The following is a 13,731-nucleotide window of genomic DNA, read 5'->3' on the forward strand; positions in this document are numbered from 1 at the left end:
TGAGCCCAAATCTCCGAGGCTAAGATTTGAGATAAGTATGACGACTGGATCCGATAAAGCCTCCGCTCGCGAAGATTGGTCGCCGACGTCCTGGCAAAGCCGGCCCGCCGCCCAGCAACCGGTCTATCCCGACCCCGACGCGCTGCACCGCGCGCTGGGCCAATTGGCGCGGCTGCCGCCCCTGGTCACCAGTTGGGAAATCGAGAACCTTAAGCAGCAGCTGGCCGAGGCGACTCGAGGCGAGCGGTTCCTGCTCCAGGGCGGCGACTGTTCTGAAAGCTTCGACGATTGCGAATCCGCCGCCATCGCGAGCAAGCTCAAGATTCTCCTGCAGATGAGCCTTGTGCTGGTGCAGGGCGGGAAGAAACGGGTGACGCGCATCGGCCGTTTCGCGGGCCAATACGCCAAGCCACGCTCCGCCGACACCGAAACGCACAAGGGCACCACCCTGCCCAGCTACCGCGGCGACATGATCAACCGCGCCGGCTTCTCCCGCGAAGACCGGACGCCGAACCCCGACTTTCTGCTGCGCGCATACGAGCGGTCCGGCCTCACGATTAACTTCATCCGCTCCCTGATCGAAGGCGGCTTTGCCGATCTGCACCATCCGGAATACTGGGAGCTGGGTTTCGTGGCCAACTCACCCCACGCCGCCGAATACATGCGCATGGTCCAAACCATCGGTGAGTCGCTGCGCTTCATGGAAACGATCACCGGCAGCGTGCTGGCCGACATCAACCGCGTGGATTTCTACACCAGCCACGAGGGCCTGCATCTCTATTACGAGCAGGCGCAGACCCGCCAGGTGCCGCGCCGCACCGGCTGGTACAACCTCTCCACCCACTTTCCCTGGATCGGCGACCGGACCCGCGCGCTGAACGGGGCGCACGTCGAGTATTTCCGCGGCATCGCCAACCCCATCGGCCTCAAGATCGGCCCCTCAGTCACCCCAGACGAGGTGCTGGCGCTGGACGCGGTGCTCAACCCGCAGAATGACCCGGGGCGCCTCACCTTCATCCACCGGTTCGGCGCGGACCGCGTCGAGAAGTGCCTGCCGCCGCTGGCCGAGGCCATCCAGCGCGCCGGCCGCAAGGTGTTGTGGTGCTGTGATCCCATGCACGGCAACACCGAGACGACCAAGGGCGGCATCAAGACCCGCCGCTTCGAGAAGATCCTCCGCGAGCTGGAGACTTCCTGCCGCATCCTCAAGGACTGCGGCACCCACCTTGGCGGCGTGCACTTCGAGCTGACCGGGGACAATGTCACCGAATGCGTCGGCGGCGCCAGCGGCGTCACGGAGGCCGATCTCAGCCGCGACTACCGCACCACGCTCGACCCGCGCCTCAATTACGAGCAGTCCATGGAAATGGCCCTGCTCCTGGCGCGGCTCTTGTCGCAGAACCGCGAGTAGTTGGCGTGGTGTTCATGAACAAAGTGGCCTGTATTTTACACATGTGCTGCGCCGGGATTATTGCTCGCTTCAGCGCACAAATCGAACTGAGCGCCGACTGTCGCCAAAGTAATCCCCTCCTCTGCGGAGAACAGAGCCACGGCGCACAAACCGCCACGCCCAAGCTTCCCGGAGGACAACCAAATACGCCATGACAGAGGAAGTTCCTCAACTGGGCAAACCCCAACTCGTCAAGCTCTGATGGATCAGGAGACCATCAACCAGGCGGAGTGGCGGAACCCGGACAATTGGAGCGGGCCAAAGTGGCTGTCCGTGTACTTCAGCAAGCGCGATTCGAGAGTGTGGGTGCCGGAGCAAATACCGGCCCTCGGTTGGACGGTCAACCTGGGCCGTCCGGGTGGTGTGGCGTGGCTGTTTGCCGTAATCGTCGGGCTGCCGTTGCTGGTCCTGGGGGCATGCCTGTTGGCGATCTCCTTTCGCTGAGCGCCGTTGGGGCTGGGCGCTTTTGGTGAAGCGCGGGCCGGAATGCAAGATCACTTGGGAATGCTCACAACCACTTCCTGGACTGTGACCGTCCCGGTGAAAGGCACGGTGAGCACGATACGCCCTTCTTCAGGCCCGGCTCGACCGTCTTTGCGATACGGATTGTGCGGCAGCACAGGCCAGGTAATGCTCGACTTCCCGGGCAGCACGACGCGCCAGCCATTGTGCTCAAACCAGGTTCCTGCTTGCGCGGCTGTCAGCTTCAATGGTTCTGATCCGAGCCGGCCGGCCTTGCCCGAGGCGGCGCGCCAACCTGTCCCGGGCGCAGGCAGGAAGGTGACGTGCGCTTCCACTGGAGCAGTCGGTGCGTAAGCCCGCGCCGCAAAGGTCAGCCGCGCCCGGTCAGGCTTGGAAACGTCCAAGACCACGCTGCACTCCGCCGACCCGTATTCGAGCCCGAGACGCTGGCCGTCAGATGCCAGAGTGGCTTTGGAGGGGACGTGGAGGAGGCCGGCAGGCTGCGAGAATTTGGGGTTCTCATCCCCGGGATGATGTTTGAGCAAGCTGGTGTCTCCGACCGTGAAGGTGCTCCAGAGCGGCTGCAGCTTTGTGTTTCCACCGCCCAGGATCAGACCCGTGCTTTCGTGGAAGAGGCTGATCAGGTTCTGACGGTCCTGAATCCAGCGGCTGGAGGACACAGGGCAAGTGTAAGCCGACAGGACGCCGCACCACGGGCCCTTCCGGACCACGGAGGCTTTCCCGTCATCCGTCACGAATACCGAATCGCGGTCCAGGCTCGGGGAGGAGGCAACCGAGCCTTCTTCGCCGTAAAGCAGCAGGGAGGCCAGTGTATCGGCGTGCTCAGTCGGCGGCCGTCCCCTGAGCCGGTTCCATTGCAGGCGCAACAAATCGCGTCCCTCGGCGCAGAATGTGAAACCTGCACCGGGCAGGGTGATCCTGCGCAAATAGGGATTCCGCTCGTCAATCGTCTCAATGCAGCTCCCATCGGGATAGGTGAACCGCGAATGGAACCGGGCGGCGCGCTCAAGAGCATCGAAGACCTTCCTGTCTTGCGAGAGGCCGTAGTAGGTTCCGAGCGCGTCCACGTAAACGGTGTTGTAATTGACGACCGGGCCAAGGTGTTCCGACCAGAAACCAATCCGGTCCTGCGCTTCAGCTACACGGGCGAGAAATGCGCCAGCTGTGGCGCACCACTCCGGATGATTCAACGTCTTCCCGGCAACATAGAGCCCCATGGCATGGTGGGCCGGAATGTTATGGACCCGGGACATTTCGCGCTTCACGATTCCCGAATATCCAAGCTCCAGCGCACTCTGCCAGCGCGCGCGCCGCTCAGGCGGCATGGCGCTTTGAATCAGGCTGAAGGCCCTTGCCCAGCGTGAATAGACCCACGGATTGAAGTGGTTACCCCAGGTCGAGTTGTCTTTCTTGCGGAAGACCCAGCGGCCTTCCTTGTCCTGCGTGGCGGCGAGCACATCGCCACCCCGCATGATCGCCTCAAGCAGACTTGGATCATGGTAGCAGGGATTTCTCGAATCGTTCAGCGCCCAGGCGGCCGCCAGAGGATAGATCACGTTCTGGTCTGTGGGAATCCAGATTCCCTTGCCAAAACACCCGTTTGTCCGGTCCTGTCCCTTTAATATGCTGGGAACCGCCTTGGCCAGCACCGGCAGAAACTCCCGCTTAAAATGCCAATGGGAGGTGTCTGCTGCCTCGGCTCGGCCTGCGACCGCTGCAGCCAGAAGTAACGCAAAGTGAAGGAACGACCATCTCATGTGCCAGCGCGGCCGTCCTCGCATATCTTCGGTGCGGCCGTCTTCGTCACACTCAACCGGCTGCCGGGGCGCTAAGGCACCCAGCGCGCGCGGTAGAACCGGCGGGGCATCCCAATCGCTTCGTCGTCCACGCAATCAAAGTAGCCGCCCATTGTGACGTTGGTTCTTAAAGGCACCCAATTCAGAAGATTCGTAGAGGCATCGACCGCAAAGACCAAATCAGGGATGCCGGACAGGCGCAAGACCGGAGCGCCGCCCAGCAATCCAAATAGCCGGACTTGCGGCGAAGGCAGCGAAGCGGTAACGAGGTAGTTGTCGAATACCATGTAATTGTCGCCCGGCGCGCTTGGCTCAAAGACCACCCACCCAGCATCAATGTCTCCCAGATTCAGCGGCGAACCAAGCGTGGTGATTGGCTGGTTGGTCGCCAACAGGGCACCATTGAACGTGGCGCTCCAGCGGTTACTCATAAAATCCAACTCCAAATTCAGCGGGTATGCAACGCCGTTCGCGAACTCCAGTCCGGTTGCCACTCGGGAGTTGGTGCTATCCAGGTAATAGTAAACCTTGCGTTCATAGTTGTCGAAATCCAGGCTAACCAGTTCATCTCCCTCCTGATTGTAAACGCTCCAGAAAAAGTTATCGTAGTTCTCATTCGTTTCGCTGGAGTCATAGATGCTGAACATCACCGAGAACTTAACATACGGGAGGGTCTTGTTGATTGGCTGGTAGACTAGCAGGTAGTTATCTCCCTCTGCTGGCGCCTCGAACCCGATGTAGCCCTGCTGCCCTTGCCCAGGGAACTCGCCCACCACCAGACCATTGCCGCCGGAACCTATGCCCCTCCAACCCGCCTGACCTGCCAGCGTGAATTCGGAATTGTAGCCCTCGCTGATTTCAAAGCCGGTCGAGTAAACGGTCGTTGCAAGCAGAGCGGCCGGATTGAAGACGGCAAGGATAACAACGATGATCAGTGGAATGACACTAAGAAGCAATCGCCCTTTCGTAGCACCGTCCCGATAGGAAAAGTAGTTAACAGACGTGGTCACCATGCGATGCTACCTTGCCCCCCCGCACAGTCAAGGCCAAACCGGGGAAAGGGGTCAGGAACACCTTTTTCGGAGCCGAAGGCGACGTGTCCTCCTCGATGAAGTGGGCAGTCCCGGCGTTGCCCGAGAGCAGCAGACCAGGCCAACCTAAGTCCCTCACCCCACCTCGGGCAACACCGACCGGCAACTCCCCCATCCTCCCGTCGCTCTCCACGTCTACGCCGCCCTCGTCACCTCATTGGGCGCGGCACCAACACACGGGTTCGATTCCCTTAAAGTGGGTCGGACGGAGGAGGGGATGTACTGTTTTTCCCGAGGTCGCAGTTTACTGCACTTTTACCGCACACCTTCAAAAAACCCAATGAAATCAATGGAGCGGGTGAAGGGAATCGAACCCTCATCTCAGGCTTGGGAAGCCCGCATTCTACCACTGAACCACACCCGCCACCGTTGCTCTCTATATGTAGCAGGAACCCCGCGTCGGCGCAATACCCTTGTTGCCCTTATTTCACCTGCGGGCCTGGCCCGTTCCTCCCGGCCATTTAGGGATTTACTTGGCCTGAATTTTCGGCCTGAATGACAGTCTATTAACTTTATCATGAATACCGTATCCAACAGTTTGACTTCACGCCGGGATTTCCTAAGAACCTCTGCACTGGTCGGCGGCGCGTTGGCCGCCCCGGCTATTTTGCCGGGACAACTCTTCGGCCAGGGAAACTCTGACACCCTGCGCGTCGGCTTGATCGGTTGCGGCGGACGGGGTTCCGGCGCCGCCAGCCAGGCGATCAATGCCGACCCCAAGGTGGTGCTGACCGCGATGGGCGACGCGTTCGAGGATCAACTCCAACGCAGCCTGCAGAGCCTTCAAAAGCAGCACCCCGACAAGGTGAAAGTCACCCCCGAGAAGTGCTTCGTCGGGCTGGACGCCTACCAAAAGGTAATTGACAGCGGCGTGGATGTCGTGCTGCTGGCCGCTCCCCCGGGCTTCCGCCCCGTCCATCTCAAGGCGGCGGTTGACGCCGGCAAGCATATCTTCTGCGAGAAGCCAATGGCTACCGACGCGCCAGGTGTTCGCGCCGTGCTCGAGTCGGTCAAGGCGGCCAAGGTGAAAAACCTCTCGCTGGTAGCCGGTTTTTGCTGGCGCTACGACGATGCGCGCCGGGAGTTCTACAAGCGCATTCACGAAGGCGCGATCGGCGACCTCCGCTCGGTTTATGCCACTTACTATGCGGGGCAGGTCAAACCGATGCCCGCCCCCGGCGAGCGCCCGGCAGGCATGGGCGACCTGGAGTGGCAAATGCGAAATTGGTACAACTTCACCTGGCTCTCCGGCGATGGCTACGTCGAACAAGCCTGCCACAGCGTGGACAAGGTGGCCTGGGCGCTCAAAGATGTGCCGCCGCTTAAAGCCGTCGCGGTGGGCGGGCGCCAGACACCCAATCACCAGGGCAATATCTTCGATCACATGTTCGTCGTGTACGAGTATCCGGACGACCTGCGCGCGTTTGTAGGGCAGCGGCAGGTGGGCAACACGTACACCGACAATTCCGACTACATCATGGGCAGCACCGGCTTCGCCAAAATTCAGGGCTGGACCGGCGTGATGATCAAGGGCAAGGAAAACTGGCGCTACAAGGGCCCCAAGACCGACATGTACCAAAACGAGCACAACGAACTGTTCGCCAGCATCCGCAGCGGCAAGCCGATCAACGACGGCGTGTGGATGGCGCACAGCACGCTCTTGGGCATCCTGGGCCGAATGGCCGCCTACACCGGCCAGGAAATCACCTGGGAACAGGCTATGAATTCACAGGAGAAGCTGGTGCCTGACCAGCTTGACTGGAAGATGAAGCTGGACTTTCCGTCCATGGCCCAGCCGGGCGTGACCAAGCTCGTGTAAGCCGTGCCGGCACTATTCGTCTTGTCATATGAATCGGCGTGAATTTCTGAATGCCGGCGCGGGCGCGCTTGCGCTGGCGGCTTTGGCTCCGGGGACGTCGTTTGCCGCCGAAGAAAAGCCAGCCGTGGCCGCCCCGAAACGGGCCATCAAAAAGGGCATCATGTGGGGCACGGTGGGGGTGGCGGGTTCCGTGGCCGAGAAGATGAAGGCCATCAAGGCGGCCGGCTTCGACGGCGCAGAGATGATGAGCCACATGGAGGTGGAGGAGGTGTTGCGCGCGCGCGACGCCGCGGGCCTAGCGATCCCGAGCGTCTGCAATCGAGATCATTGGTCCAAGCCGCTATCCCACCCCGATCCCAAGGTGCGCGAGGAGGGGCTGGAGTCGCTCAAGCAGGCTTTGCGCGACGCAAAGCGTTACGGCGCATCCTCGGTCCTGCTGGTGCCGGCGGTAGTCAGCAAGGAAGTCGCCTATGACGACGCTTACAAACGCTCCCAAGCGGAAATCCGCAAGGCCATTCCGTTGGCCGAGGAGTTGGGCGTCAAGATTGCCATAGAGAATGTCTGGAACCATTTCCTGCTGAGCCCGCTGGAGGCCGCTCGCTACGTGGACGAATTCGACACCCCGGCCGTCGGCTGGCACTTTGATGCCGGGAACATCCTCAACTACGGCTGGCCGGAGCAGTGGATTCGCATCCTCGGCCCGCGCATGAAGATGTTCCACATCAAGGAGTTCAGCCGCAAGAAGCGCGACAGCGAGGGCCTTTGGAAGGGTTTTGACGTCAAGCTGCTCGAGGGCGACAACGACTGGCCGGCGATTTTGAAAGCGGTGGACGACATCGGCTACCATAGCTGGGCCATCACCGAACAGGGCGGCGGCGGGAGCCCGGAAGGGCTCAAGGACCTCGCCGACCGCCTGGGCAAGATTCTCGCCTCTTGAGGCGCCCATGAAACGCAACCTGAAGAAAGGACTGTGGTACTCTTCCGCGCCGGGTGGGTCAGTACTGGAGAAGTTCCAGGCAGTCAAAGCCGCCGGCTTCGACGGCATCGAACCGCCCAGCCACCTGGACCAGGAGGAAGTGCTGCGCGCGCGCGAGGCGACCGGACTGGCCATTCCCAGCGTTAGCTGCGGCAAGCACTCGCGCGGCCTTTCGCATCCGGACACCGCGCAACGCACCGAGGCGGTCGAGGGCCTCAAACACGCGCTGCGCGACGCCAAACGCTACGGCGCCTCATCCATCCTTGTGGTGGCCGGCGGCGTAACCCAGCAAGTCTCCTACGCCGACGCTTACCAGCGCGTGCAGGAGTCAGTGCGGCAAGCCGTGCCGCTGGCTGAAGAACTGGGCGTAAAGCTGGCCTTTGAGAACGTGTGGAACCATTTCCTGCTCAGCCCGCTTGAGGCCGCCCGCTTTGTGGACGAGTTTCGCAGCCCCGCGGTGGGCTGGCAATTCGACGTCGGCAACGTGATAAACCTCGGCTGGCCCGAGCAGTGGATTCGCATCCTGGGCCCGCGCATACTAACGTTGCACATCAAGGAGTTCAGCCGCAAGAAGATGAATGAAAAGGGCCCATACGCGGGCTTCGCCGTTGAGTTCCTGGAGGGAGACAACGACTGGCCGACGGTGATGAAGGCGGTGGACGCCATCGGCTACCACGGCTGGGCTATCGTGGAGCCGGCGTGGCAGCCTAAAGATGTGGATCCGGCCGTCCGCCTCAAACAAATCTCCGCCAAGCTCGATCAAATCCTCGCCACGTAATTGCCGGGCAGCACTTGTCCGCAGGCGCTCAGCACAACGCCGGCTTCAAGTCGAGCATACCCAAAGCCACCCGGTGAGAAATAAACGTCTCCACCGGTCCGTGATGGCAGCGTGAGGCCGCGTGTGAAGGCAGGCGGAAGGGTCACTCATCCTCCATCAACGGCTGGCCCCTGGTCTCGGGCGCGCGCAGCAGGACGAGCAATCCCAGGAGATAGATGGCCGCCAACGTGACGGCGCCGACGCGGAACGGGTCGGCGACGCCGAGCGCCCGGAAACCGTCGCGTATCGAGTTGCCCAGCACCATGACGATTGCCGCGGAAAGGCGGGCGACATTGTAGCCGAAAGCGGTGCCTGTGGAGCGCAGGCGGGTGGGGAAGATCTCCGGGAAGTAGATAACGAACCCGCCCATGACGCCGATGGTGAAGAAGCCGACCAGCGGCAGCAGCACGTAGGCCTGCCATTCGGACTGGAGCGTCAGAAAGGCCAGCGCAATGGAGAAAAAGCCCCCAAGAAAGACCGCGGTGAAACTGACGCGGCGCCGGATATGATTGGCCAGGACTGTCAGCGTGAGGATTCCCAGGAAACCGCCGACGTCCTGCAGGAGCGTGGCCACGGCCTTAACACGGCCGATGTGCTGGGCAAGCTCGGCGGGCAGCGTCTGGCCGCGGAGCTCCGGGGGTGTGAGCGCGCTGCTGATGAGTTCCGGCGACCAGAAACCAACGCCCCAAACGCCGACGATGCCCGCCGTCGCGAGCCCAACCGCCACGAGCGTGTGCCGCCGCCAGCGCGGGTGGCCGAACATGCTCCTGAGGTCGCCCATTTGGCGCGCGAGGTTTTCGCGGGCCAGCGTGCGCGCGGCCTGCCACTTCTCGGACTCGCGCAGCGTGGGGATGACCAAAACCGTTAGCAGGGCCGGCGCCGCGCCGACGAAGAACAGGAGCCGCCAGCCGGGGGCGCTCGTGCCCAGCCAGTCCAGGGTGTAGGTTTGCTCCGGGAGAAAGAGCCACCGCGACAGCACTGAGCCGGACATGTTGCCCAACACCGAGAGCGCCGAAAAGAGGCCGAGGCAAAAGGAGCGGGCGTGGTCGGGCATGGTTTCGGCGATTAGAGTGGCCGCCGCCGCGAAGGCGCCGCCGATGCCGCTGCCCATGAGGAGCCGGTAGAGGCAGAAGTCCCACCAGGTGGTCGCCAGGCCGCACAGGCCGGTGAACAGGGAGTAGAGGAAAATGGACGCGGCGAGGGTCTTGACGCGGCCCCAGCGGTCGCCCATGACGCCAAAGAAGAGGCCGCCAATGGCCCAGCCGACCATGGTGGCGGCGGTGGCCCAGGTGGCGTAATCCACGACGAGGCGGTGCGTCTGCGGCAGGCCGAGCAGGTCGGACAGCGCGGGCGAGCGGGCGAGCATGAAGATGCGCTGGTCTGTGCAGTCGAACAGCCAGGCGAGCGCGCCCACACAGAACACCCACCAGTGGTAGGGCTTGAGGCCTTGATACCAGCGAACACGGGGCGTGGAGGATTCGTTCATGGCTTAAGAGGGGAAACAGCGCGACCAGATGCCGCCGGCGTGTTCGGGCGAGGAGACGACGGTGATGACCGCGAGGCCGGCGGACGGGAGCCGGGTGAAGATCCAATCAAGGTCGCGCCCGGATAAATTGCCCCAGATGACCAGCGGCTTGTGGGCGAGGATCTTCACATGCGCCGCGTGGAGGTCTTCGGCGGAAGGGCCGCTTTCGTCAACGTGCAGCTCGAGCGCGAGGAAGGGCATGCGGAGGTAGTAATCTGTTGGCACGAACTTCGTCGGGTGCTGGTGCATGATGACGGCATCGCAGGCGCGCGCGATGCGGTCGTCGTGCTCGCGGATGAACTTATCGTAGAGCGCGGGGGAGAGCAATGCCGCAGCGTCCTCCTGGTGCCAGACGGTTCCCGGCGGCGCCCAGAGGTTGTAGTAGAACGAGCCGACACCTCCGTGGAAAAGGGGAATGCGGGCGAGCTGGAAGCGGGCGAAGGCGATCCAAAATTCCGTGAGCTGACGGCAGACTTGCTTCACCTCGCCGGGCCGTTCGAGCATCGCAAGGATGAACTCCGTGCCGCCATAGAGGGCCGAAAGCAGGTCCGCAATGCCGCGCATTCGCGTGGTGCCGATCGGCCACCGCCCGTCGCTGTGCGCGGCCAGGCGGTCGAGGAAATCCCCGGCAAGCCGCATCCAGGAGGAGCGGGGATCAAAGGCGGGGAGCGAATCGGGCCCGGAGAAGCGCGCCGGGCTCCGGGCGTGGATGGAGCCGGTGGCGTGGTCGGCGAAGATGGGACAGCCCAGGGCCGCTTCGAGCCACGGGATGCCCCAGAAGGCGCTCGCGCTCCAGATGAAGTCCCCGCCGCAGGCTTCGTGCAGGCCGAACAGCCGGTCGCAGTCGTCGAGGTAAGGCGCGACGGCGAAGTCTTCCGGCGCTAGTGGCCGGTCCGTGGACAGGGAGCCGGAGGCACGGTAGCGGCGGAGAGGGTAATCGCTGCCGACAAAGAAGCCGAGGAGCGGTCGATCGTTGGCCCGCTGGTAAAACTGCCGGAACCGCGCAACGCGTTCTTCGACGGGGAAGTGTGGGGCCGAGCCGGCGGGCATAAGTCAGCGCCCCGCAGCCTTGAGCGACGCACGCGCGCTTTGCTCGATGAACACGTTGTCCAGGCCGAGCGCGAGCATGGTGTAGCCCTCGTCCAGCGCCCGGCGGACATTGGCCTCGCTGGGGCGAATGATATGCAGGCCCGCGGATTGCTTGTGCGCGCGGCAGGCGGCGCGGTATTTGTCCAGCGCGGCAACCATCTGCGGATGATCGAGCTGGCCCGTGATGCCCATCGAGCCGCTAAGGTCCAGCGGGCCAATGAAGACGCCGTCCACCCCTTCCACGCGCAGGATGGCGTCAAGATTGGCGATGGCGTCCTTGTGTTCGATCTGCATGACCATGGCGATCTCCTCGTTCGCCGACTCGATATAGGTTTCGAAGTCCGCGCCGTGGAGATTGGCGCGGGAGTAGCCGAAGCCGCGGACGCCGCGGGGAGGATATTTGGCCTCGCGCACCGCCGCTTCGGCCTCGGCGGCGGTCTTGACCATAGGGATGATCAGTCCGCGCGCCCCGGCATCGAGCGTGCGGTGGATCCAGATTGGGTCGTTGAGGGGCAGCCGCGCCACGGAGACGCAGTCGAAGCCGCCGAGCGCGCGGAAGAGGTTGGCCGTCGTTTCCAGGTCAATCGCGCCGTGCTCCAGGTCCACGCAGACCCAGTCGAAGCCCGCGCGCGCCATGACCTCAGCGCAGGCGGGGTGGCCGATTTGAATCCAACTGCCCAGCGTGACCTGACGTTCGAGCAGCGCGCGCCGCAACTTGTTCTTCATAGATTAACTTTGCTGTCCAAGTTTCGCCAACACCTCCGGGTTTAGCAGGTCCATGTCGGCATGCTTCCCCGCCTCCGCCAGGAGAATGTTCCGCAGCGCGCGGCTGGCCATCCGGTCGCACGCCTCGCGCGTGCTGCTGCTGATGTGCGGCGTCATGATCACGTTGGCCAGCGCGCGCAGGTCTTTCCCCGGCGCCGCGGGCTCGTAGGGTTCCTGTTCAAACACATCCAGCGCCGCGCCCGCGAGCCGTCCGCCCGCCAGCGCGTCGTATAGCGCCGCCTCGTCCACCACCGCGCCCCGGGCCGTGTTCACCACCCAGCAACGCGCCGGCAGCCGCCGCAGCCGCTCGCCGTTCAGGAAGTGGCGGGTCTGTGGCAGAGACGGGATGTGCAGGCTCACGAAATCCGCGCCGTCCACTGCCTCCCCGAAATCCCTGACGACCGACGCAAAGCCGCACTCCGCGCACAGCCGCTCCACGTCCAGGTCTGCGACCTCACAGCCTGCCACCTTCATGCCCAGGCCGCGCGCGGCCATCTGGCCCACACGACGGCCGATCGCGCCGCAGCCAATCACCGCCAGCGTCTTTCCCTTCAACTCGCTCCCCATCTGGGGCGCCCAATCCCCCGCGCGCAGCCGGGCCGCCTGGGCCACGGTGTGCCGCGCCGCCGCGAATAGCAGGTTAATCGTGTGCTCGGCGACGGAATCATCGAGCGCGCCCGGCGTGTTAGTGCATAGCAAACCGCGCGCTGTGGCTTGCGCCTTGTCCACCCCGTCGTGTCCCACTCCGAACCGGGCGATAATCCCCCCGGCGCTGAGCGCCTGGTACAACGGCCCGTGGTAGCGCTCGACCCCGATGATGGCGTGGCGCATCTTGCCAACCCGGATAGCCTCCGCCAGGGCTCCCTCCTCTGCCGGCGCGCGCACGCAGTCGCAGCCTTCGTCCGCCGCGCGCACAAACAGTGTCTCCGCTTTGCGGTATTCGAGATCAGTTACGGCGACTCTCACCATGACACGGTTCTGGGGTCTGGCCAGCCCGCAGAGTGTGACGGCCCCACCTGCGAGTGTCCAGCCAGGAAAGCCGTGTGGCCGAGCAGGTCGTGGCGCGCGGACCAAGGCGCGGCGGGACGCGGGCCGAACGATGACGAAAGTCCCGGGTGATGCGACGCTGCTCCGCAGGGACTCCTACATCGTGATCCGAGGAGTGAATGCCGGACTACCACCGCAGTTCACGGTAGCTGCCAGGCTGGGTGGCGGCGGCTGCCGCGGTGATTTCAGCGAGGTGATCCTGGATGTCCGGCCAGCTTGTGGTTGGCAAGACGAGGATCGCGAGGCGGCGGCCGGACAAGTCTTGCTGGTGGCGCAGGTTCTGGTCTGTGGTAATTAGAACGTCAAAGAGTGGCTCAGCCGCGTTGAGCAAGTCCCCATTGGCAAGTGAGGTCCATCCCATCTCGTACGCCGTGGAAACGGAATGATCCGCGAGCGTGCGTCGCAACGGCGCCGGTGTGCCCTGGTCGAAGAGTATTCGCATGAGCGGAAGCGCTCAGGCCGCCGCTAGACTCTCTTCAGCGTGGCGAAGCACAGCAGTCACTTGCTCGCGGGCGACGCCGGGGAACCACTCGAGGAAGTCTTCGACTCGCGCACCGTCCTCAATGTTCTCGAACAAGGCGCGGACCGGGACACGCGTGCCCTTGAAGATCCACGCGCCGCTCACCTTGCCGGGAATTCGTTCGACGGCCGGGCATTGGGTCCAATCGATCATCAAACCTAAGCTGCCATTGTTTCCAGGGGCCGGCAAGCACCCAATCCCGAGCCCGGCCTATTGGGCGCAGACTGTTTCCACCAACACGTGGCGGCAGGCATCTTGCCTGCCGTAGAGCCGGGCAACATGCCCGGCGGAATGGACGCGGGTTTAGGCTGGGCACGCCGGTCCGGGCGGCAAGATGCCGCCCTTCACGGCAG

General features: G+C 63.4%; 13 protein-coding genes and 1 tRNA gene. 5 read left to right on the plus strand and 9 right to left on the minus strand.

Annotated elements, in window-relative coordinates; genetic code table 11:
- Positions 1-37 precede the first annotated feature (37 nt).
- Both P5205_11880 and P5205_11885 read left to right on the plus strand, forming a co-directional pair.
- Positions 38-1,411 (plus strand): 3-deoxy-7-phosphoheptulonate synthase class II, encoded by a 1,374-nt coding sequence (locus tag P5205_11880; protein HSA11059.1) that lies wholly within the window; start codon positions 38-40, stop codon positions 1,409-1,411.
- Positions 1,412-1,651: 240 nt separating this feature from the next.
- Entirely contained in the window at positions 1,652-1,894 is a 243-nt protein-coding gene (locus tag P5205_11885) for a DUF5808 domain-containing protein (protein ID HSA11060.1), read from the plus strand.
- A gap of 50 nt (positions 1,895-1,944) precedes the next feature.
- On the opposite strand, the gene P5205_11890 is transcribed toward P5205_11885, so the two are convergent.
- The 3 genes from P5205_11890 to P5205_11900 all read right to left on the minus strand — a co-directional run bounded on the left by P5205_11890 (position 1,945) and on the right by P5205_11900 (position 5,184).
- Positions 1,945-3,690 (minus strand): hypothetical protein, encoded by a 1,746-nt coding sequence (locus P5205_11890; protein HSA11061.1) that lies wholly within the window; start codon positions 3,688-3,690, stop codon positions 1,945-1,947.
- A gap of 71 nt (positions 3,691-3,761) precedes the next feature.
- On the minus strand, positions 3,762-4,742 hold the full coding sequence (locus P5205_11895; GenBank protein HSA11062.1) for a hypothetical protein: 981 nt from the start codon (positions 4,740-4,742) through the stop codon (positions 3,762-3,764).
- A gap of 368 nt (positions 4,743-5,110) precedes the next feature.
- A tRNA-Gly gene (locus P5205_11900) sits at positions 5,111-5,184 on the minus strand.
- Between the two features lie 153 nt (positions 5,185-5,337).
- Here P5205_11900 and P5205_11905 point away from each other — a divergent pair.
- Genes P5205_11905 through P5205_11915 form a run of 3 tightly spaced genes read left to right on the plus strand, consistent with a single transcriptional unit; the run spans position 5,338 to position 8,393 of the window.
- Positions 5,338-6,639: a Gfo/Idh/MocA family oxidoreductase gene (locus P5205_11905; protein ID HSA11063.1), complete on the plus strand. Its 1,302-nt coding sequence runs from the start codon at positions 5,338-5,340 to the stop codon at positions 6,637-6,639.
- Between the two features lie 28 nt (positions 6,640-6,667).
- Entirely contained in the window at positions 6,668-7,576 is a 909-nt protein-coding gene (locus tag P5205_11910) for a sugar phosphate isomerase/epimerase family protein (protein HSA11064.1), read from the plus strand.
- 7 nt (positions 7,577-7,583) lie between these two features.
- A complete protein-coding gene (locus tag P5205_11915) occupies positions 7,584-8,393 on the plus strand; it encodes a sugar phosphate isomerase/epimerase family protein (protein HSA11065.1) in 810 nt (269 codons plus the stop codon).
- A gap of 142 nt (positions 8,394-8,535) precedes the next feature.
- Here the strand turns inward: P5205_11915 and P5205_11920 are convergent, their stop codons facing one another.
- The 6 genes from P5205_11920 to P5205_11945 form a co-directional block, all read right to left on the minus strand.
- Entirely contained in the window at positions 8,536-9,918 is a 1,383-nt protein-coding gene (locus P5205_11920; protein ID HSA11066.1) for an MFS transporter, read from the minus strand.
- Positions 9,919-9,921: 3 nt separating this feature from the next.
- A complete protein-coding gene (locus tag P5205_11925) occupies positions 9,922-11,007 on the minus strand; it encodes a hypothetical protein (protein HSA11067.1) in 1,086 nt (361 codons plus the stop codon).
- Between the two features lie 3 nt (positions 11,008-11,010).
- Positions 11,011-11,772 (minus strand): aldolase/citrate lyase family protein, encoded by a 762-nt coding sequence (locus P5205_11930; GenBank protein ID HSA11068.1) that lies wholly within the window; start codon positions 11,770-11,772, stop codon positions 11,011-11,013.
- A gap of 3 nt (positions 11,773-11,775) precedes the next feature.
- Positions 11,776-12,780, minus strand: coding sequence for an NAD(P)-dependent oxidoreductase (locus P5205_11935; GenBank protein HSA11069.1), 1,005 nt, complete (start codon positions 12,778-12,780; stop codon positions 11,776-11,778).
- Positions 12,781-12,985: 205 nt separating this feature from the next.
- Positions 12,986-13,300, minus strand: a complete 315-nt coding sequence (locus P5205_11940) for a hypothetical protein (protein HSA11070.1) — start codon at positions 13,298-13,300, stop codon at positions 12,986-12,988.
- Positions 13,301-13,312: 12 nt separating this feature from the next.
- Positions 13,313-13,531, minus strand: a complete 219-nt coding sequence (locus P5205_11945) for a DUF433 domain-containing protein (GenBank protein ID HSA11071.1) — start codon at positions 13,529-13,531, stop codon at positions 13,313-13,315.
- Positions 13,532-13,731 lie beyond the last annotated feature (200 nt).

It is taken from the genome of Candidatus Paceibacterota bacterium (assembly GCA_035452965.1).
GTDB lineage: Bacteria > Verrucomicrobiota > Verrucomicrobiia > Limisphaerales > UBA8199 > UBA8199.